The sequence below is a fragment of the Nocardia carnea genome, from assembly GCF_029868325.1.
Taxonomy (GTDB): domain Bacteria; phylum Actinomycetota; class Actinomycetes; order Mycobacteriales; family Mycobacteriaceae; genus Nocardia; species Nocardia carnea_C.
The window spans coordinates 56231-75568 of the sequence record NZ_JARWNW010000096.1; the positions used below are offsets into that span (position 1 = coordinate 56231).

The following is a 19338-nucleotide window of genomic DNA, read 5'->3' on the forward strand; positions in this document are numbered from 1 at the left end:
AGCCGCCGGAAACCCGCGCCGTCGAACCCACCCGGTATCGCGACCGGACATCTGGAACCCCCGAGCCGCCTGACACCGGTCCTGTTGAGAAACCGAGCGGCGAGACAGCCCGTCCCCGCGACACCGAGGAACACTCAGCGATATCCGGCGATGCCGGGGAGGCGGAGCCCTCTGCCACCGCGTTCGAAACCAGGACATCCGAGCAAGGCGACTCCGTTGTCACCACACTGCCGGGCACCACCGCTTTTCCTCGTCACAACACGGCTTTCGGTACAACCGCGGCACCCGCGGCCAGTAGCGCCGGCGGGTCCGGTGAGGTCACTGGCACCGGTGGGGCCGGTGGCTCCGATACGGCATCGACACCCGGTACGGCGGCGGTCTCCGACACGACGACCGCGGTACCCGATACGGCAGCAGTGCCGGGCACAGCGGCGGTACCCGGCACCGCTGCCGTGGGGTCCGGCGAACTGCACGCCGGGACCAGCCTCGGGTCGGGCCGGGGCAGCGGCGGTCAGGTGCGGACCGGGCGGAGTACCCGGACCGTACGTTCCCGGCCCACCGTGCGCACGCTGGTGGCCGGGCTGGTCGAGGTCCCGCGCGTCGAACCCGCCGACCCGGCTGCAGCGGTCCTGACCGATCCGGTGGTCGCGGAAGGGAAACGGTTCTGCTGGCGATGCGGGAACCCGGTGGGCCGGGCGAGTGCGAGCGGACCGGCGACCACCCGCGGGGATTGCGCGAACTGCGGCGCCCATTTCGACTTCCGGCCGAGTTTGCGCCCCGGCGATATGGTCGCCGGGCAGTACGAAATCCAAGGTTGCCTCGCGCACGGTGGGCTGGGCTGGATCTATCTGGCGATCGACCGCAATGTCAGCGACCGCTGGGTGGTGCTCAAGGGCCTGCTGCACGCCGACGATATCGAAGCGCAGGCCGTGGCGGTGGCCGAGCGCGAATTCCTCGCCGAGGTCGCCCATCCGGGGATCGTGAAGATCCACAATTTCGTCGAACATCGCACCCCGGCGGGTGAGCCGATCGGGTTCATCGTCATGGAGTACGTGGGGGGCCGTTCGCTGCGCAGTATGCTCGACGACCACCGCCGCCCCGAACGGATTCCGGTGGCGCAGGCGATCGCCTATGTGCTCGAGGTGCTGCCCGCCCTCGACTACCTGCATGCCACCGGGCTCACCTACAACGATCTGAAACCCGACAACATCATGGTCACCGAGGATCAGGTCAAACTGCTCGACCTGGGTGCGGTGGCGCCGATCGAGGCCTACGGGAATCTCTACGGCACCAGAGGTTTCCAGGCTCCGGAGATCGCCCGCACCGGGCCGACCGTCGCCTCCGATATCTATACGGTCGGGCGCACGCTGGCCGTGCTGACCCTGAACATCCCCACCGAGCACGGCGCCTACCGCGACGGCCTGCCCGCCCCCGACGACGAGCCGGTCCTGGCCGAATACGAATCGTTCCATCGCCTGCTGCTGTGCGCCACCGATCCCGAACCGGATCGCAGGTTCGGGTCGGCCGGTGCGATGGCCGACCAGCTGGCCGGGGTGCTGCGCGAAATCCTCGCCCTCGATACCGGCGCCGAACATCCGCATCGGTCGGTGGTTTTCGGTAAACAGCGCACCGCCTTCGGCACCGAGCAGCTGATCGGCCTGACCGATGCGTACGCCGACGGCGCCGACCACGACACCGCCCTCTCCGCCACGGATATCGCCGCCGCGCTCCCGGTCCCGCTACCGTCGCCGACCGACCCGGCCGCCCGCCGGCTGGTGGATATCCTGCAGGCCGAACCCGATCAGGCGCTGGCTGCCCTGCACGAAGCGCGTGAGGACCTGGCACGCGACCCGGCGGCCGCCCCCGAGAATCTGGAACTGGAGTTGCGACTGGCCGAAGCCCGCATCCTGCTCGATTCGGAGCGGGTCGGTGATGCGGGCGAACTGCTGGACGCGGTCCCGCGCGCGGGCCGCCGCGATTGGCGGATCGACTGGTATACGGGACTTGCCGGGTTACGCGAAAACGACTACGAGAAGGCCTATTCCGCCTTCGATGCCGTACTGCGTGTGCTGCCGGGCGAGCTGGCGCCGAAGCTGGCACTCGCCGGGACCGCCGAACTAGTACTCCAGCATTGGCACCCGGATGAGACCAAGGCTTGGCGCGCCTACGCCGAGAACTTCTACGCCACCGCATGGCGCACCGATCACGGCTTGGTGAGCGCCGCATTCGGCCTGGCCCGCCTCCTGTCGGCCACGGGCCGCTATGCCGAGGCGGTGACCGCCCTGGACGAAGTCCCCGGGTCCTCACGCTTTTTCACCACCGCCCGGATGACGGCGGTACTGCTGCTGCTCACCAGCGCTCCCGTAGCCGATCTCCCGGAACACACCGTCCGGCGGGCGGCGCAGCGAGTGGAGGCACTCCCGCCCGGTGAACGCCGCGCGCTGCAATTACGGGTTATCGTCCTGGGCAGCGCACTCGCTTGGTTGCAGGCCGGCAACACCCCGACCGCCCCGAACCCACCGCTGATCGGTATCGCCTTCACCGAGAACGCCCTACGCGACGCCACCGAGAAAGGCCTCCGCACCCTGGCACGGCAGGCACCCGGCCGCCGCCACCGCTACGCCCTGGTGGACCTGGCCAACTACATCCGCCCCACCACCTGGTTCTGAAGGATCCCGGTGACCGTAGCCGTTACTCGCCGGCTCTGTTCGGTGTTTCGGCCGCGGCCGCCCGTCAGCTTTCGGTGAGGTGTGCGAGGCCGGTGATGACACGTTCGGCGATATCCGGTGGCCATGGGAACGACGGAGAAACCATTCGCTGGTGGGCGAGCCCGTGCAGGCCGAGCCACAGCGCGACGGTGTCGGCCCGGGCGTCTGTGCTGGTGGCGCAGCCGGCGGTGACACAATCCGTGACGGCGCCGGTGAGCAGTGCCAGCGTGTCCTGGCCGAGCGCGGCCATATCCTGCTCGGTTATGGACGCCCGGGTCAGGTCGGGTATCCAGACCCCGGCGAACATCGCCCGGTAGCGACCGGGTCGAGTGCGGGCGAATTCCAGGTAGCCCTGACATAAGGCCAGCAGTCGTGCCCGGGGTGTGTCCGCGGCGGAGTCCCGGGCGGCACGTAGCTGTTCGTCCAGCTCGGTGAATGCATTGCGTACTACGGCGAGCATGATGGCGGGCTGGTCCGGGAAATGCCGGTAGATCGAGGGGGCCGCGATCCCCGCGCGGCGGGCGACGGAGCGCAGGGTGACGGCGCTTTCCTCGCCGCTCTCGTCGAGCAGTTCCACCGCCGCCGTCACGATCTCGTCCCGCAGCCGGCCCCCTTCGCCGCGACGGTTGCGAACTCGGGTGCGGGTCGCTGTCTCCTCCTGCATGCCCTCACCTTACACAACAAAACTTACAGGTGTTAGCTCTTGCGCAAATTCAGATTACGCGCGTAACCTTACACTCGTTAACTCAAGCGAACGGATACTCATCATGAGCAACAGCACCGTCACCACGTACGCCACCGAAATAGTCCTGCCGGGCAAAGTCGAACCGAACGGCCTCCAGATCACCACCCGCGAACTCCCCCCGCCCGCCCCCGGGCAGGTCGTCCTGACTCTTGCCGCCACGGGCATCTCGTTCGCCGAGCAGCAGATGCGCCGCGGGAAATACTTCGATCAGCCCCCCTTCCCCTTCGTCCCCGGATACGACGTGGTCGGCACGGTGACGGCCACCGGCCCGGGAGTGGACCCCGATCTCGTCGGCGGCCGTTTCGCCGCGGTCACCAAAGTCGGCGGCTGGGCCAGTGCCCTGTTGCTGGATGCCGCCGACCTGGTGGCGGTACCGGACGGCGTGACGGCCACCGCCGCGGAAACTGTGCTGGTCAACGGCATCACAGCCTGGCAGATGCTGCACCGTACCGCCGCAGTCCGCACCGGCGCGACGATCGTCGTACTGGGCGCCAACGGCGGTGTGGGCTCGACGCTCGTACAACTGGCCCGCCACCACGGCGTCACAGTGATCGGCACGGCTTCGCCACGTCACCATCCCGCGGTTCGCGAACTGGGCGCGATTCCGGTCGACTACCGCGACCCGCAAATGTACCGCCGGATCAGGGAAATAGCGCCCGACGGTGTGGACGCGGTATTCGATCATGTCGGCGGCACCGGCGTGGTCGAATCGTGGCGGCTGCTGCGCCGCGGCGGAACACTGGTGTCCTACGGCACCGCGGCGACCAAGGACATCGAAGGAAACTCACAACTGCCGGTACTGAAACTGTTCGCGCGATTGACGCTGTGGAACTACCTGCCCAACCGGAAAAGCGCGCACTTCTACAACTTCTGGGCCGGCAAACGCCGCCTCGACACTTTCCGGAGCCGGTTGCGCGAAGACCTCACACAGGTTCTCCGGCTCGTCGCGGACGGCGTGATCGCTCCGCAGATCGCCGCGGAATTCCCGCTCTCCCAGGCCGCCTCCGCGCTGGCCCTTGCCGAGTCCCGCACTGTGGCCGGGAAGGTCGTTCTCGTACCGGACACGCACTCCGATTGAACAACGCGACGAGAGTCCGTTCGCACCACACCCCTGGAGACCCAGCATGACCACCGCCACCGCCCCCATCGCTGTCTCGCCCACCCGTCCGGGTGAGGTCGACAACCGCGCCGCCTACATCGGTTTCGGACTCGCCTATCTCATCGGCCATGGGGCCGCGGCGATTTCCACCGGCACCGCGCCACTGGTTGCCCTGCCCACATGGCTACCCATATCCCTACTCGCAATCGGCCTCGTAACAGGCACGGTGTGCGCGACCGTCGCGGCCCTGCGTGCCCAGCGGGCCATGCCCGAAACCGAAGCGCTGAGCGGCAAACTCCTGGGCCTGTCCTGGGTGGTGGGTTTCGCCGCACTCGCCGTCACCATCACCGGTCTCACCGCCACGCTGGATTCGCCCGGTCTGCAGTCCGTGCTGTGGCCCGCCGGCTCCAGCCTGATCGTCGGCCTCATCTATCTCGCCGAAGGCGCCGCCCGCCGCAATGTCCTGCACTACAGCTTGGGTGCGTGGCTCGCCCTCGTAGCGGGCGTCGCCCTCTGCTTCGGCGCATCCGGCCCCTTCTGGGTCCTCGCCGTCGCCGGCGGTATCGGCTACGCGATCGCCACCATCCTGGAGTTCCGGCGCCTCGCCCACTGATCCCGGTCCGAGGCATTCCGTAAACCACGGCCCGCGGGGGCACGTACGAAAACCGTGCGTGCCCCCGGGAGCCGCGCTTCGCCGGACGGCGGCCACTGTCGGGCGGCGGCAACCCGTAACGATCGGCGCGAGCCGACCGTTACAGACTCATCAGCTCCAGACCGAATCGATCGGGGTCGATTCGGTAGGCGGCGGGGTCGGAACTCCGCTGGGGGTGCGGGAGAAGCGCGGCGCGGGGGCGTGCTGGGTGACGTTCTCCAGTTCGAGCAGCGAACCGCGGGCGGCGATGTGCTCGTTCTCGGTGGCCTCTTCGAAGGTGAGAACCGGGGTGACGCAGGCATCGGTGCCGGCGAAGATCTCCGCCCATTCGTCGCGGGTCTTGCTGCGGAACTTGTCCGTGAAGAGTTTCTTCAGCTCGTCCTGGCCGGCCGGGTCCATCTGGAACGGCAGGCCCTCGGGATCGATTTCCAGGCCGGCCAGCAGCTGCGCGTAGAACTGCGGTTCGATCGCGCCGACCGCCATGTACTTGCCGTCGGAGGTTTCGTAGGTGTCGTAGAACGACATACCGGTGTCGAGCAGGTTGGTGCCGCGTTCCGAACTCCACGCGCCCATACCGCGGAAGGCCCAGATCATCTGCGACAGGGCCAGCGTGCCGTCGATCATGGCGGCATCGATGACCTGTCCCTTCCCGGAGTTCTGGCGTTCCACCAGGGCGGCGAGAACACCGAACACCAGGAACATCGAACCGCCACCGAAATCGCCGACCATGTTCAGCGGCGGCACGGGCCGTTCGCCCTTACGGCCGATGGCGTGCAGAACACCGGTGAGGCTGATGTAGTTGATGTCGTGACCGGCGCGGTCGGCCAGCGGACCGAACTGGCCCCAGCCCGTCATCCGCCCGTAGACCAGGCGCGGGTTACGTTCCAGGGCGGCGTCGGGCCCCAGTCCCATCCGTTCGGTGACGCCGGGGCGGAACCCCTCGAGCAGCACATCGGCCTTCTCCACCAGACCGAGCACCTTCTCGATATCCGCCGGATCCTTCAGGTTCGCCTCCACGACGGTGCGGCCGCGCAGCGTCGGGCGATCGGCACCGCCCGGGAGCTGGCCGGCCCGCTGGATCCGCACCACATCGGCGCCGAGGTCGGCGAGCAGCAATGCGGCATGCGGCCCCGGCCCGATCCCGGCGAGTTCGATCACGCGAATGCCCGCGAGCGGGCCCTGCTTGGTGGCGGTGGATGGTGTGCTCACGCCTTACCTCGGTTCGTCGTCGATCCAGTGTCTGCCCGCGGCCGCCCGCGGACATATTGACAGTATGACAACAGGTGCGTCACGTCACGGTGTCGCCCGCGATCGATCCGGTTTCCGCAGCTGTCGGTGGGCGCGGGCAGACTATGGGCATGCCCGGCACCGCTCCATTCGACGCGACGGATTTCGATACCGCAATCGGCCGCTGCGCCGTCACCTGGCGCGGTGACGCGGTGGTCCGGTTCCGGCTGCCCGGCCACGACCCGCTGACCACCCGGCTCCCGGACGACACCCGCCGGGTCGCCATCCCCGAAACCGGGCCCCGCGCCGCAATGCTCACCCGAATCCGCGCCCACCTCGACGGCGACCTCGACGATCTCCGCTGGATCCCGCTCGACCTCACCGGCCTGCCGGAATTCCACCGCGCGGTCTACACCGTCACCCGCGCCATCGACCCGGGCCGCACCCTCAGCTACGGCGAGGTCGCCGAGCGTATCGGCGCGCGCGGCGCCGCCCAGGCCGTCGGCCAAGCCCTCGGCCGCAACCCGATCCCGCTGATAATCCCCTGCCACCGCGTCCTGGCCGCCGACCACGCCCTGCACGGTTTCTCCGCCCCCGGCGGTATCGACACCAAACAGCGCCTACTCACCATCGAACGCACCGCGGGCTTCGGCGAGCCGACCCTCTTCTGAACACGCCGACGGACAATCCGGCGCGAACAGCTCACCCGCACTCGCGGAAACGGAATCCGATGAGGTCGATCGAGCATTCCGCCCAGAGGTCCGGGGGCCATGGTCGCAGGACCGATCGGGATCGGCACCCTCGGTGGCCGATACGGCTTCACCGCGCGCAGCTACGAATACGGCCCGCGACAATCGAGACGCTAATGCGCTGGAGGGGTGGGGACGACTTTTGCGAGAGTATGCGCATGCCGTTGTTCACCGACCTGCCGCCCGCGAGCTTCCGATCGTTCGACGGGACCATGATCCGCTACCACCGTGCCGGTGACGGGTCGCCGGTGATCATGATCCACGGTTCCGGCGGCGGGCTGCATTCCTGGCAGCCGGTGGCCGAGCACCTGCCGGACCGGTTCGAGCTGTGGCTGCCGGCCCGGCGCGGCTATGCACCGAGCGGGCCTGGGCACGCGCCGAAACATTTCGCGGACGAGGTGCGCGATCTGGGAACGATCATCGACATGATCGGCCGGCCGGCCCACCTCGTGGGCATGTCGTACGGTGCGACCGTGGCCCTGCACGCGGCGGCATCCGGGCTGGCGGTCCGCTCGCTGGCTCTGTGGGAGCCGCCGCTGTACGCGGCGGGCGCCGAGCTCGCACCCGTCCTGTCGCGATTCGAGCTGCTCACGGCGAACGGGGACCACGCCCGAGCCCAGCGGTTACTGGCCGAGAAAGTGGCCCGGGTTCCGGCCGCGATGCTCGACCTGTCGGAGGCGATGGAGGCCGCCGCGGACACCCCCGACGACTCCGACGGCTGGAGCCGCGACCTGGAATCGATGGTCGGCGACACCAGCTACCTGGACCGCTGGGCCTCGGTGACGACGCCGACGCTGCTCATGCGCGGCTCGGACACCTGGCAGCCGATGCCGGAAACCATCGAACGGCTCGCGGTGGTGATGCCGGGCGCCCGCCTCGAAACCCTGCCGGGGCAGATGCATTTCGCACCCTCCACAGTGCCCGCCGAAGTTGCCCGTATCCTCGCGGACTTCCTCTACTGACGCCCCCGCCAGTGGCCGATGAATGGTGCGCCGGTTCATGACGTTCCGGTCGCGGTCCATTCACCGTGAACCACGTCGGCGAGCCGGTCGTCGACCACCGGTTCCAGTTCCGGATCGGAACACACGGTGATAACCGCTCCACTCAGACTGCCACCCGGTCGTATGCCGGCTGCGCGCGCTGAGCCATCTCGGCGCCGATCTCGTATCCACGAGCGATCAGTTGCTCGTGGATTGCCGGGTCCTTGGATTCGGTGTCGTAGAGGAATTCGATAGATGAATCGCCGATCTGGGAATAGTCGGCGATGCCGTGCATCGTCTGGGTGGTCAAAGCCGCCTTGTATCCGTGCCGGTCGAACGTACCTTCGCCCAGACCGGCCAGTGCGACCAGATGAAGCTTCCGCACCGCGCTCGGGCTACCGTGCGAAACATCGTCGTAGGCCCCGAAAACCCGGTCGAACCAGCCTTTGGCGAGCGCGGGCATGGACCACCAGTAGACGGGAAAGAGGACGACGGTAACCTCCGCCGACTCGAGGAATTCCTGCTCACGCCTGACGTCGGCAGGTAGTCCCGAAAGCCCTCGGTGGTGCGCCAGATCTGCCTTTCCGTAGACCGGATCGAACCCGGATGCCACCAGGTCGTGGGTTGTGGCGGTGGCACTTCCCGCGGACCGGATGCCCTGTTCGATGGCCCGCGCGACGGCCCAGGTAGCCGAGTCGTGGTCCGGGTGCGCGACTACGAGCATCACCTTCGGCCGACTGTTTTCGTTCGTCATACCGGCGAAATTAAGCTATGACACTAACGTCAATGTCAAGGAGAGGGCAGCCGGATGCGGATACGCGATTTGAGCGTTGCCACCGGGGCGAGCCCGCGGATGCTCCGGCACTACGAGGGTGCCGGGATCCTCTCGCCCGAACGCGATACCAACGGGTACCGGAACTACCGCCCCGAGGATGTCCAGACCGTGGACCACATACGCTGCCTGCTCGCGTCCGGTCTGTCGCTGTCGGAGGCCTCCGCGATACTGCAGGTCGCTTGTATCGACCCCGCCGGCGCCTCCGACGCCGACCGGGCGGCCGCATTGGCGCAACTCGACGAACGGACAGCACAGCTGGACGCCGGAATCGCGCGCCTTCAGGCCCAGAAGGCGGAAATTCTCGGACTCCGCTCGAGCATCGAGGCGCCGTCGAGTCCCACATCGGACTGATCGGCAGCAGACGCGACCGCCAGGGTCGGTGCGGCCGCCCGGCCGGGGAAGCAGCTCAGGCGGTCTCGCTGCCCGAACCGAGCCGCGGAAACGGTTCGGTGGAGAACACGACCTCCACCGCCACCTCGAAATACGCCGCGATCCGCAACGCCAGGTGCAGGCTGGGACTGTATTCGCCGCGTTCCAGATAGCCGACGGTCTGATAGTGGACACCCAGCGCCTCGGCCAGCTGCCGCCGCGAGATACCGCGCTCGGCGCGCAGCATCGCGATCCGGTTGTAGATGACCTCAGAAGGCACGCTGCATCGCCTTCTCGCGGCGAGCGGCCATACTCGACCCTGATTCGTGACGCGCCATGCGTCGCAACACTACCGGCGCGATGAGCAGACCCACGACGGCCCATGCCCCCAGTACCGCGGCGGTTTCGAGATGCCGCCAGGACCGGTCGATCTCGATGGATACCGTTTCGGGCGGCAGAAGTGCCGACCGCATACCGAGACCCGCCCAATACATCGGGAAGGCCTGGGCCACGGCCTGCAACCAGCCGGGCAGCGCCGTGATCGGGTAGAAGATGCCGGAGATCGCGATGAGACCCATCAGCGGCATGGTCAGCAAGAAGGTCGCGCGTGGCCCTTCGAGGACGCCGCCGAGGATCGCACCGGCCGGCAGGGTGGCGAGCAGGCCGAGCAGTACGATCCAAACGAACGTCAGCCAAGCCCCGGGGCCGTCCAGGGACGATCCGCCGATGATCAGCATGCCGGCCACGAGCACCACGAGCACCTGCACGAGAACCGATCCCGCCGCGGTGGTGATCTTGCCGACGAAGTATCCGACCATGCCGTTCGGGATCGCCTTGGCACGCAGAAGTGTGCCGTCCTCGCGGTCGAGCACCAGCACATTGGTGATCGCGAACAGGCCGTTGAAGGCGATGATGCTCCCGATCAGGCCGGGTAGCGCGAGTTCGGCGATCGACATTGCGCTGTCCGCGTACTCCCGGTTGCGCAGCAGGTAGAGCGCACACAGGGCCAGGGCGGGGGTCAGGAACTGCCCGGCCAGTTCGGGTGCGTTGAGGTACATCTGCCGCAGTTCGATCCAGGCGCGCGCGAAACCGCCGCGTACGGCGGTGGCGGTGGGGTTCATCGGGTGACCTCCGCGAGAGTGTGCACCGCTGCCCCCGGCTCCCCGGATTCGTGGCGGCGGACCAGCGTCATATAGGTGTCTTCCAGCGACGCCCGGCGGACCTCCAGATCACCGATCCGGTCGCCGTGCTGTTTGAACAGTTCGTGCACATATTTCGTGGATTCGGTGGTGGTGTGCACGAAGCGCTGATCGCCCACGGTCCAGCGCACCTCGGCTTCGCCGGCGATACTGCGCGACAGTTCTTCTGCCGAACCGTCGGCGATGATCCGCCCACCGGCCAGGATCAGGATCCGGTCGGCGAGCTTTTCCGCTTCGTCGAGGTCGTGGGTGGTGAGCAGCACCGTGGTGTCCTCGAGATCGGCGAGACGGTGTACGAGATCGTGGAAATCGCGCCGGGCCGCGGGATCGAAACCGGCCGTCGGTTCGTCCATGAACAGCAATTCCGGCCGGCCGACGATCCCGATCGCCACATCCAGCCGCCGCCGCTGCCCACCGGACAGGGTGGCGATCTTGGCACCCGCATGTTCGGTGAGCCCCACCAATTCGATGAGTTCACCGGTATCCCACGGCTTCCGGGTTCGGCTGTCCGAGTAGGGCCGGTAGTAGGTGCCGAGATGCGCGAGTAGTTCCCGCACCCGCCATTTGGCATGGTCGCGCCAGGATTGCAACACCACTCCGACTCGCGCCCGCCAGGCTTCGTCGCCGTGTGCCGGGTCGACACCCAGGACACGCACCTCCCCCGCCGAACGTGCGCGGAATCCCTCCAGGATCTCGAGCGTGGTGGTCTTACCCGCCCCGTTGGGTCCGAGCATCACCAGGACCTCCCCGCGCCGCGCCTGGAATGTCACATCACGCAGTACGTCGGTGGTGTCGTAGCGCATTCGCAGCGCGCGGACATCGAGTACTACACCGTCACCCGAAGCCATGAGACCTCCCAATTGCCGAACTTCGACAATATGTAGCATACGTACTACATATTGGCACGGCAATACTCCACCACCTGTTCGGCACGGAAAGAGCGCTTCGGAACTCCTCAGCCCTCGTCCATTCCGGGGTCGACTCCCGGAAGCCAACTGCGGCCCGGTTCGGTCCACCGCCGCTGTTTGATCATGCGGCGGGCCTCGCGGCGGTTGCGGCCGAGCAAACGGTCCAGATAGAGGCGACCGGCGAGATGATCGGTTTCGTGCTGTAGGCAGCGCGCCAGGTAACCCGTACCTTCGACGGACACGGGCTTGCCTTCGATATCGACGCCGGTGACCTGAGCCCGGTGGGCACGCCCGGTCGGAAACCACTCCCCCGGCACCGAGAGGCAACCTTCCAGATCGTCCGGATCGGGCATGGTTTCCGGGACCTCGGACGTTTCCAGAACCGGATTCACCACATGACCGCGGTGCCGGCCGTCGGCGTCCACGAGGTCGTAAACGAAAACCGCGCGGGGGTCGCCGACCTGGTTCGCAGCCAGACCCGCACCGTTGGCGGCGGTATTGGTTTCGAAAAGGTCCTCGACGAAGGCAGCCAGCTCGTCGTCGAACACGGTTACCGGGGTTGCCGGGGTGACCAGGCGCGGGTCACCGGCGATCAGAATCGGTCGGACAGTCATACCACCGAAGAGTACTCAAATACGAGTAGTCGTGTCAGACTGGCCTGGTGAACGAAACCCGGTTGTTCGTCCTGGCCGCACTCTCCCGCCGGGGGCCGATGCACGGCCACCAGATCCGGCGGGACGCCCGCCTGGACCGCGCCGACCTGTGGTCGCACGTCAAACCCGGCTCGCTCTACGGCGCCCTGCATCGCATGGCCGACGAAGGACTCATCCGCCCCCTGCGCACCGAACAGCAGGGCGCCCTGCCCGCACGCACCGTCTACGAGATCACCGACGAAGGCCACCGCGAACTGCGCGCACTGCGCGACGAAGCCTTCACCGAAGTCGACCTGCGCCCGGACCCCGTCGATCTGGCCCTCGCCGTCAGCACCGACCTCGACCGCGAACTGCTGCGCGGCTACCTCGAAGACCGGATCGCCGCCCTGCGCGCCCGCGGCTCCCGCATCGAACACCAACTCGACCGCCGCTGGCCGGACCAGAACATCGCCGACGACCTGATCGTCGAACACGCCCGCTTGCGGATCCAGTCCGAAATAGACTGGCACGAACGCGTACTCGCCGATATAGACAAACTCACCGTCCCCCGCTGAACCGCGGGCAACCGGTCGATGTCCCCGACGTACCGCTCTTCGAGCACACCGGTAAGCAGCGCAGCGGGTGCGCCGCGTATTCCGTGTGGCAGCACCGGCCCCCACGCCTGGTACACCAGCGGCAAGGCGCGATGGCTGCTCGACGCACTCGCCTGCATCCAGGCCGGCGAACGCGACGGATCTAGCCGATCACCAGCCGGTCTCCAGTGCTGATGGTGCCGCCCTGCAGCACTGTCAGATACACCCCGGCGCAGGGCAGCGCACCGCGCCCCGGGATGGCGACATCGACCCGGTTCTCGGCCATCGGGCGGCGGACCGCCTCGGGTGAGCGGGGAAGGTCACCGTGCTCCAAGGTCGGCACCGCGCAACGGGGGGTAGCCGTGATGGCCGACAACCGCACCTCGCCGATGGACAATTCCTTGCCTACCCAGCCGTTTTCACCGAACGGCGGGAATTCCGGTGGTGTCGTGACGATCAGGTTCGGGCGGTATCGCACGGCCTCGATATCGAGCCGGTCGAGGGTGGCGGTGGTGATCACGTGCAGCGGAGCGTAGTCGACGAAGGAAGTTCCCGGAGTGGCGCCGGCCACGGGCCCGGTTACGTAGTTCGACGCCGCATCGACCCCCTGGGCCAGCACCTCTTCGGGGTCGGCTCTTTCCATTTCGGCGCCGTCGAGACGCCGGTCGGCGAGGTGGACTTCGCGGTCCAAGAGTTCGCTCAACCATCGGGCGGCGTCGCCCGAATCGATCCCGGTCGTGCGCCCGTCCGGCAAGGTGATACGCACCCGGCCCGGGGCTCCGGTGGCGGAGCATTGCAGCAGCTGCCGCCACAACCGTGGCTGTTTGGCGGTGGCGACCCGGCCGGTGGCCGTATCGATCACAGCCAGCGCCCGGTCACCGAGTGCGCCGCGTTCGTCGACCACGAGTTCCGGTACGTCCTCGCCGAGCATGGATTTCACCGGGTACCTGCGCAGAGTTGTGACCTGCACCAGCTGTCGACCTCCTCTACTCGGTTACCCGCTGCCCGGGCTCGATCGTCACGCAGCTGTGAGTGTATCGACCCACCCGCACCGGTCCCGCGGCGTGCACGCTTTCCGCGGCCCGGCACGCTGTCCGGACTCGGGCTACGTTGGTGACGTGAGCGTATGGGGTGAAATCATCGTCGGCCTGGTGATTCTGGTCGGCCTGGTCGGTATCGTGGTACCGATTCTGCCGGGGGTGATCCTGATCTTCGCGGCGGTCGCGGTGTGGGCATTCCTCACCGGTGGGACCGTGGCATGGGTGGTGCTGGGGATCAGCACCCTGCTGCTGGTGATCTCGGGGGTGGTGAAATACACGTGGCCCGGCAAGAATCTGAAGGAGGCGGGGATCCCCAACCGGACCCTGCTGCTTGGTGGGCTCGCCGGGATCGTGGGGTTCTTCGTAATCCCGGTGGTCGGCCTGTTCGTGGGTTTCGTTGTGGGGGTGTACCTCTCGGAAATGGCCCGGATGCCCGACAACCGGCAGGCGTGGGCGTCGAGCAAGCATGCGATCAAGGGGGTGGGGCTGTCGATTCTGGTGGAGTTGCTGGGCGCCCTGCTCGCGACCGGGGTCTGGGTGATCGGGGCTGTAATATAGGCGCCGCCTCCGGCGGCGCGGGGTTCGGGGCCCCATAGGTCTCGTTCTTCACTCCTCCGCTCCAGAACGAGACGGGCCCGAACCGCGGATGTGGGCCAGGGATGCGGGCCGGGGGGCCGTCTACGCCGGAACACCCGGACAACGGCCTTCGCCGGTCAGTGCGGACCCGAGAATCTTCCCGGTCGCGGACCGAGAATGGGGAGGGGGCGGGTGGTGCCGTCGGTGGCGGGGCGGCGGTCGATATCCCGCTGGGGTGGGATGGACAGGGGCAGCGTGGGGGTGGGGTCCTCGGGGGTGCGGTCGATGGGCGGCAGACCGTAGAACGCGCGGGCGTTGTCTTCGATGACGGCGTGCATATCGGTGCCGACCACATCGCTGATCAGCTCCACATCGGCTTCCCGGAAGGGACGGCCGGCGCGGGTGCCGGGCAGGTCGCTGCCGAACATGAGCGCTTCGGGGTTCACCGCGTGAATCCGGCGCAGGGCGGTCGCTACATCCATATCGACCCGCCCGAAACCGGTCGCCTTCACTCGGGCGCCCCGGTCGACCAGGTCGAGCAGGTAGGACAGTCCTTCCTCGGACATTCCGAGGTGATCGACGGATACCTTCGGTAGTTTCAGGATCACCGGCTGCAGGGAAGCCAGCATCTGGCCGTCGACGTAGATCTCCACATGCCAGCCCACGAGTTCGTGCGCACGCAGGGCTTGCCGGGTCATTCCGGCGATATCGGTGGCGGCGCGTTTGAGGTTGAACCGCACCGCCCGCACGCCGGCCTCGTGCAGGTCGAGGATTTCCGAATCGGAGGCGTCCAGGTCGAGCCGGGTGACCCCGACCCAGCCCGGCCCGAGTTCGGCCAGCGCGGCCCGCAGGTAGCTCTGGTCGTTGGCCTGGAAGGAGGCGCTGACCACCGCGCCACCGGCGACCTCGAACCGCGACATCCGGCGCCGGTAGTCGGCAATGGTGTACGGCTCCGGTAGGTAGCCCTCGTTCTCGATCAGCGGAAATCGCGGATCGATGATGTGCACATGGGCATCGAACACGGATACAGAATGCCTGATATGTCGTGGTGGTGCCCGCTCCGGGAAGTACTGCCCGGAGCGGGCTCGAGAGAATTACACCTTGTGGGGTTCGCTGGCGCGCAGCATATCTTCACGTTCGACGACCTTGACCCGTTCCCGGCCTTCGGGCTCGCCCAGCGAACGTTCGTGCGCGTCCAGCCGGTACCAGCCCGCCCACGTCGTGAACGGGATCCCGCGGCTCTCCAGGAAATCGGTCACCGCATCGAGCTCCGGGCTCTCGGCCGCGGCGAAGTTCTTGCTGTCGTCCAGCAGGCAGGCCACCGTCTCGTTGGCATCGCCCTTCGTGTGACCGATCAGCCCGACCGGGCCACGCTTGATCCAGCCGGTCACATACGTACCCGGCATGTACCGCGCGGAACCGTCGGCGTCCTCGTCGACCAGCACGCGACCGGCCTCGTTCGGGATGACCCCGGCCTGATCGTCGAACGGCAACTCCGAGATGTTCTGCGACAGGTATCCGACGGCCCGGTAGACCGCCTGGACATCCCAATCGCGGAAGTTCCCGGTGCCCTTCACGTTGCCGGTGCCGTCGAGCTGGGTGCGTTCGGTGCGCAGCCCCACGACCTTGCCGTCCTCCCCCACGATCTCCGAGGGCGATTCGAAGAAATGCAGGAACAGCTTGTGCGGGCGGTTGCCCTGATCCCGGATAGCCCACTGTTCGAGGGTGTTGGCGACCATATCGACCTGCTTGGAATGCCGCCGCGCGGCCTCGGAGCCCTCGTCGTAGTCGATGTCCTCCGGATCGACGATGACCTCGATCGTCGGCGAATGATCCAGCTCTCGCAGCTCGAGCGGGGTGAACTTGGCCTGCGCGGGACCGCGGCGCCCGAAGACGTGCACCTCGACGGCCTTGTTCTCCTTCAGCCCGGCGTAGACATTCGGCGGGATCTCGGTCGGCAGCAGTTCGTCACCGGTTTTGGCCAGCACCCGCGCCACATCCAGTGCCACATTGCCCACCCCGAGCACCGCGACCTTCTCCGCGTCCAGCGGCCATACGCGCGGCACATCCGGGTGCCCGTCGTACCAGGACACGAAATCGGCCGCACCGTAAGAGCCGTCCAGATCGATGCCCGGGATGGGCAACGCCCGGTCGGCGTTGGCGCCGGTGGAGAAGATCACCGCATCGTAGAAACGCCGCAGATCCGACAGCGTGATATCGGTGCCGTAATCGATATTGCCGAGCAGGCGCACCTGCTCCTTGTCCAGCACCTTGTGCAGCGCGGTGACGATGCCCTTGATTCGCGGATGATCGGGCGCGACACCGTAGCGGATCAGCCCGAACGGGGCGGGCATCCGCTCGAACAGGTCGATCGAAACCTCGGCATCCGACTTCATCAACGCATCAGCGGCGTAGATACCCGCCGGACCAGCCCCCACGATCGCGATCCGAAGCGGGCGATTCGCTTCCTTCTGCTCGGTCATCTGTTTCGCGCACCCTTATCGGTCGAAAGAATCACTGGCGTTGTACTTAGCTTAGGCTAAGTTGACGCGTGGCTTGTATGCGCCGTCATCGCGCCGTACCGGTCGGCCGGCACTAGGTCTTCCCACGTCCCCGCGGCGACTGCTGTGCCGTCCACCCGCGGTCACTCGCGATTCTATCGGGGTGCGGGCACACCACCGATCCCGGGACCAGGGATGATCATCGGTATGAGCGATTCCGGACCCACCGACGAACCGGCGCCCACCGACCCGGAGGACACCCCACCACAGCGCGCGATCACGCCGTTCGTCGTGGCCGCGGCGATCGCGGCCGTGATCCTGGGCGGCATCGTGCTCACCGGCTGGCTGGCGCCGGTTGAGAAAAATGTCACAGATTCCGACCGGATCGCCGGGGCGGTCCGCGAGTTCGCCCAAGTGAGCAGCCGCTACGGGCCGGAGCCACCGGAGGAAGCGGTATGTCCCGGCTTCGTCCCGGCGCGCTCCCCGATGGCGGGACGGCTGCAACCCGGTGAGACCGGAAAAGATATCGAGATCACGAAGTTCGGGCCGATAGAGATCAACGGCGAGAACGCGACCATCGAGGTGACGAGCCGCGTCGAAGATCAGGAAGCGACATCCACCTGGTGGTTGTTCCGGACCGACGGCGACTGGAAAGTGTGCAACCAGCCGGTCGAATGACTTCGGCCCGGACGTCAACCGGGGTTTGACACGGCCGGGCCGTGCCGGGCAATCTCATTGACTAGGTCATGAGTACCAGCGCCAAGCCCCGGCTCGCTGGTCGGCAACCCTCCTCCGCGGTGGGGTGCTCCGGGTGACGACCTGGCGCGCATCGAACGGATGCGGCAAGTGCGGATTCGCAGGAGGTACCACGTTGAGTTACGCAGGCGATATCGGTCCGCAGCAGGCCTGGGAACTGCTGGCCGAGAACCCGGACGCCGTCCTGGTGGACGTGCGCACCGAAGCCGAATGGAAATTCGTCGGTGTCCCCGACACCAGTTCCGTCGCCAAACCGACGCTGCTGGTGGAATGGGTCGATTCCAGCGGCGCCCGCAACACCGGGTTCCTGGACCAGCTGCGTACGGCACTGGGCGACCGCCCCGCCGACGCCCCGGTGCTGTTCCTGTGTCGCTCGGGGCAGCGCTCGGCGCATGCCGCCGATATCGCGACCGCTGCCGGTATCGCACCGTCCTACAACATATCCGACGGCTTCGAAGGCCCGCTGGACGAATTCGGGCATCGCGGCGGCGCCGGCTGGCGGGCCCTGGGCCTGCCCTGGCGGCAGTCGTGATCAGCGGCGGCGCGTTCGAACGCGTCCTACCCGACGGTGTCGGCCCGGCCACGCTCGGCGTACGCGGCGGCCTGAACCGATCAGGTTTCGAGGAGACCTCCGAGGCCCTGTACCTGAACTCGGGGTTCGTCTACGCCAGCGCCGAGGCCGCCGAGGCCGCGTTCACCGGTGATTCCCCGCATTACGTGTACTCCCGCTACGGCAACCCCACCGTGGCCACCTTCCAGGAACGGATGCGGCTGCTCGACGGCGCCGAAGCGTGTTTCGCCACCGCCAGCGGTATGGCGGCGGTATTCGTCGCGCTCGGTGCCCTGCTGCGCGCCGGCGACCGGCTGGTGGCCGCGCGCAGCCTGTTCGGATCCTGTTTCGTCGTGTGCAACGAGATCCTGCCGCGCTGGGGTATCGAAACGGTTTTCGTCGACGGTGAGGACCTCGACCAGTGGGAGGCGGCACTGTCCGAACCCACCGCCGCGGTGTTCTTCGAAACCCCGGCCAACCCGATGCAGACGCTGGTCGACGTGCGCAAAGTCTGCGATCTCGCCCATGCGGCCGGTGCGAAGGTGGTGCTGGACAACGTTTTCGCCACCCCGCTGCTGCAGCGCGGATTCGAACTCGGCGCCGATGTGATCGTTTACTCGGGCACCAAACATATCGACGGCCAAGGCCGCGTGCTGGGCGGTGTGATCCTCGGATCGCAGGACTACATCGAAGGCCCCGTCAAAACGCTTATGCGGCACACCGGTCCGGCACTCAGCCCGTTCAACGCGTGGACGCTGCTCAAGGGCCTGGAAACCATGCCGCTGCGAGTCCGGCAGTCGACCGAATCGGCGCTGCGGATCGCGCGCTACCTCGACGAACATCCCGCGGTGAGCTGGGTGCGCTACCCGTTCCTGGAAACGCATCCGCAGTACAAACTGGCCACCGACCAGATGAGCGGCGGCGGCACCGTGGTGACCTTCGAACTGAAAGCCGCCGCGGACGCCGCCAAGAAACGCGCCTTCGAAGTGCTCAACGGGTTGCGGATCATCGATATCTCCAACAATCTCGGCGACGCGAAATCGCTGATCACCCATCCGGCGACCACCACCCACCGGGCGATGGGGCCGGAGGGACGGGCGGGTATCGGACTGTCGGACGGGGTTGTGCGGCTTTCGGTGGGGCTCGAAGATATCGAGGACCTGCTGGGCGATCTGGACCACGCGCTGCGCTGATCGGGGTATACGGCGGTATCGGGGCC

Annotated in this window: 21 protein-coding genes and 1 riboswitch; of the genes, 11 read left to right on the forward strand and 10 right to left on the reverse strand. The window is 67.3% G+C overall.

The features are described from left to right. Positions 1-416: 416 nt before the first annotated feature. A complete protein-coding gene (locus QH196_RS06345) occupies positions 417-2669 on the forward strand; it encodes a tetratricopeptide repeat protein (RefSeq protein ID WP_432279445.1) in 2253 nt (750 codons plus the stop codon). A gap of 64 nt (positions 2670-2733) precedes the next feature. Here QH196_RS06345 and QH196_RS06350 read toward each other — a convergent pair whose 3' ends face one another. Further along, the gene (locus tag QH196_RS06350; protein WP_280414807.1) at positions 2734-3372 is read right to left on the reverse strand and encodes a TetR/AcrR family transcriptional regulator; all 639 of its coding nucleotides are present in this window, start codon (positions 3370-3372) and stop codon (positions 2734-2736) included. Between the two features lie 103 nt (positions 3373-3475). Here QH196_RS06350 and QH196_RS06355 point away from each other — a divergent pair, with 103 nt between their 5' ends. Continuing rightward, positions 3476-4531 carry a medium chain dehydrogenase/reductase family protein gene (locus QH196_RS06355; RefSeq protein WP_280414808.1) on the forward strand — a complete coding sequence of 352 codons (1056 nt, stop codon included), beginning with the start codon at positions 3476-3478 and terminating at the stop codon, positions 4529-4531. 46 nt (positions 4532-4577) lie between these two features. After that, entirely contained in the window at positions 4578-5165 is a 588-nt protein-coding gene (locus tag QH196_RS06360) for an ABC transporter permease (protein ID WP_280414809.1), read from the forward strand. Positions 5166-5315: 150 nt separating this feature from the next. Here QH196_RS06360 and QH196_RS06365 read toward each other — a convergent pair whose 3' ends face one another. Continuing rightward, positions 5316-6413 carry a CaiB/BaiF CoA transferase family protein gene (locus QH196_RS06365; protein ID WP_280414810.1) on the reverse strand — a complete coding sequence of 366 codons (1098 nt, stop codon included), beginning with the start codon at positions 6411-6413 and terminating at the stop codon, positions 5316-5318. 143 nt (positions 6414-6556) lie between these two features. Between QH196_RS06365 and QH196_RS06370 the strand changes: the two genes are divergently transcribed. Next, entirely contained in the window at positions 6557-7102 is a 546-nt protein-coding gene (locus tag QH196_RS06370; protein ID WP_432279446.1) for a methylated-DNA--[protein]-cysteine S-methyltransferase, read from the forward strand. A gap of 236 nt (positions 7103-7338) precedes the next feature. Continuing rightward, entirely contained in the window at positions 7339-8142 is an 804-nt protein-coding gene (locus QH196_RS06375; protein ID WP_280414812.1) for an alpha/beta fold hydrolase, read from the forward strand. A 142-nt stretch (positions 8143-8284) separates the two neighbouring features. On the opposite strand, the gene QH196_RS06380 is transcribed toward QH196_RS06375, so the two are convergent. Beyond that, complete coding sequence (locus tag QH196_RS06380; RefSeq protein ID WP_280414813.1) at positions 8285-8914, reverse strand: NAD(P)H-dependent oxidoreductase; 630 nt, start codon at positions 8912-8914, stop codon at positions 8285-8287. A 54-nt stretch (positions 8915-8968) separates the two neighbouring features. Here QH196_RS06380 and QH196_RS06385 point away from each other — a divergent pair, with 54 nt between their 5' ends. Beyond that, on the forward strand, positions 8969-9346 hold the full coding sequence (locus tag QH196_RS06385) for a MerR family transcriptional regulator (RefSeq protein ID WP_280414814.1): 378 nt from the start codon (positions 8969-8971) through the stop codon (positions 9344-9346). Between the two features lie 55 nt (positions 9347-9401). Here QH196_RS06385 and QH196_RS06390 read toward each other — a convergent pair whose 3' ends face one another. The 4 genes from QH196_RS06390 to QH196_RS06405 all read right to left on the reverse strand — a co-directional run bounded on the left by QH196_RS06390 (position 9402) and on the right by QH196_RS06405 (position 12085). Further along, entirely contained in the window at positions 9402-9644 is a 243-nt protein-coding gene (locus QH196_RS06390) for a helix-turn-helix transcriptional regulator (protein WP_280414815.1), read from the reverse strand. After that, positions 9634-10485, reverse strand: coding sequence for an ABC transporter permease (locus tag QH196_RS06395; protein ID WP_280414816.1), 852 nt, complete (start codon positions 10483-10485; stop codon positions 9634-9636). The genes QH196_RS06390 and QH196_RS06395 overlap by 11 nt, the downstream gene beginning before the upstream one ends. Further along, a complete protein-coding gene (locus tag QH196_RS06400; protein ID WP_280414817.1) occupies positions 10482-11411 on the reverse strand; it encodes an ABC transporter ATP-binding protein in 930 nt (309 codons plus the stop codon). The genes QH196_RS06395 and QH196_RS06400 overlap by 4 nt, the downstream gene beginning before the upstream one ends. Positions 11412-11518: 107 nt before the next feature. Next, positions 11519-12085, reverse strand: a complete 567-nt coding sequence (locus QH196_RS06405) for a peptide deformylase (protein WP_280414818.1) — start codon at positions 12083-12085, stop codon at positions 11519-11521. Between the two features lie 47 nt (positions 12086-12132). Between QH196_RS06405 and QH196_RS06410 the strand changes: the two genes are divergently transcribed. Then, positions 12133-12678, forward strand: coding sequence for a PadR family transcriptional regulator (locus QH196_RS06410; protein WP_280414819.1), 546 nt, complete (start codon positions 12133-12135; stop codon positions 12676-12678). 181 nt (positions 12679-12859) lie between these two features. On the opposite strand, the gene QH196_RS06415 is transcribed toward QH196_RS06410, so the two are convergent. Continuing rightward, on the reverse strand, positions 12860-13666 hold the full coding sequence (locus tag QH196_RS06415) for an MOSC domain-containing protein (protein ID WP_280414820.1): 807 nt from the start codon (positions 13664-13666) through the stop codon (positions 12860-12862). Between the two features lie 148 nt (positions 13667-13814). Here QH196_RS06415 and QH196_RS06420 point away from each other — a divergent pair, with 148 nt between their 5' ends. Then, the gene (locus QH196_RS06420) at positions 13815-14294 is read left to right on the forward strand and encodes a DUF456 domain-containing protein (protein ID WP_280414821.1); all 480 of its coding nucleotides are present in this window, start codon (positions 13815-13817) and stop codon (positions 14292-14294) included. 155 nt (positions 14295-14449) lie between these two features. On the opposite strand, the gene QH196_RS06425 is transcribed toward QH196_RS06420, so the two are convergent. Beyond that, complete coding sequence (locus QH196_RS06425; RefSeq protein WP_280414822.1) at positions 14450-15334, reverse strand: amidohydrolase family protein; 885 nt, start codon at positions 15332-15334, stop codon at positions 14450-14452. 72 nt (positions 15335-15406) lie between these two features. Beyond that, a complete protein-coding gene (locus QH196_RS06430; RefSeq protein WP_280414823.1) occupies positions 15407-16795 on the reverse strand; it encodes an FAD-dependent oxidoreductase in 1389 nt (462 codons plus the stop codon). Between the two features lie 225 nt (positions 16796-17020). On the opposite strand from QH196_RS06430, the gene QH196_RS06435 reads away from it, so the two are divergent. The 3 genes from QH196_RS06435 to QH196_RS06445 all read left to right on the forward strand — a co-directional run bounded on the left by QH196_RS06435 (position 17021) and on the right by QH196_RS06445 (position 19312). Further along, a complete protein-coding gene (locus QH196_RS06435; RefSeq protein ID WP_280414824.1) occupies positions 17021-17491 on the forward strand; it encodes an Rv0361 family membrane protein in 471 nt (156 codons plus the stop codon). A gap of 64 nt (positions 17492-17555) precedes the next feature. Then, a riboswitch (SAM riboswitch) is annotated at positions 17556-17668 on the forward strand. A 16-nt stretch (positions 17669-17684) separates the two neighbouring features. Next, positions 17685-18101, forward strand: a complete 417-nt coding sequence (locus QH196_RS06440; protein WP_280414825.1) for a rhodanese-like domain-containing protein — start codon at positions 17685-17687, stop codon at positions 18099-18101. Further along, on the forward strand, positions 18098-19312 hold the full coding sequence (locus QH196_RS06445) for an O-succinylhomoserine sulfhydrylase (protein WP_280414826.1): 1215 nt from the start codon (positions 18098-18100) through the stop codon (positions 19310-19312). The genes QH196_RS06440 and QH196_RS06445 overlap by 4 nt, the downstream gene beginning before the upstream one ends. Positions 19313-19338: the final 26 nt, after the last annotated feature.

What these genes read in the sequence shown, in the direction of transcription:
- QH196_RS06350 (WP_280414807.1), bottom strand. Translation starts at nt 3,372, where the DNA reads ATGCAGGAGGAGACAGCGACCCGCACCCGAGTTCGCAACCGTCGCGGC.
- QH196_RS06355 (WP_280414808.1), top strand. Translation starts at nt 3,476, where the DNA reads ATGAGCAACAGCACCGTCACCACGTACGCCACCGAAATAGTCCTGCCG.
- QH196_RS06360 (WP_280414809.1), top strand. Translation starts at nt 4,578, where the DNA reads ATGACCACCGCCACCGCCCCCATCGCTGTCTCGCCCACCCGTCCGGGT.
- QH196_RS06370 (WP_432279446.1), top strand. Translation starts at nt 6,557, where the DNA reads ATGGGCATGCCCGGCACCGCTCCATTCGACGCGACGGATTTCGATACC.
- QH196_RS06375 (WP_280414812.1), top strand. Translation starts at nt 7,339, where the DNA reads ATGCCGTTGTTCACCGACCTGCCGCCCGCGAGCTTCCGATCGTTCGAC.
- QH196_RS06380 (WP_280414813.1), bottom strand. Translation starts at nt 8,914, where the DNA reads ATGACGAACGAAAACAGTCGGCCGAAGGTGATGCTCGTAGTCGCGCAC.
- QH196_RS06385 (WP_280414814.1), top strand. Translation starts at nt 8,969, where the DNA reads ATGCGGATACGCGATTTGAGCGTTGCCACCGGGGCGAGCCCGCGGATG.
- QH196_RS06395 (WP_280414816.1), bottom strand. Translation starts at nt 10,485, where the DNA reads ATGAACCCCACCGCCACCGCCGTACGCGGCGGTTTCGCGCGCGCCTGG.
- QH196_RS06400 (WP_280414817.1), bottom strand. Translation starts at nt 11,411, where the DNA reads ATGGCTTCGGGTGACGGTGTAGTACTCGATGTCCGCGCGCTGCGAATG.
- QH196_RS06405 (WP_280414818.1), bottom strand. Translation starts at nt 12,085, where the DNA reads ATGACTGTCCGACCGATTCTGATCGCCGGTGACCCGCGCCTGGTCACC.
- QH196_RS06430 (WP_280414823.1), bottom strand. Translation starts at nt 16,795, where the DNA reads ATGACCGAGCAGAAGGAAGCGAATCGCCCGCTTCGGATCGCGATCGTG.
- QH196_RS06435 (WP_280414824.1), top strand. Translation starts at nt 17,021, where the DNA reads ATGAGCGATTCCGGACCCACCGACGAACCGGCGCCCACCGACCCGGAG.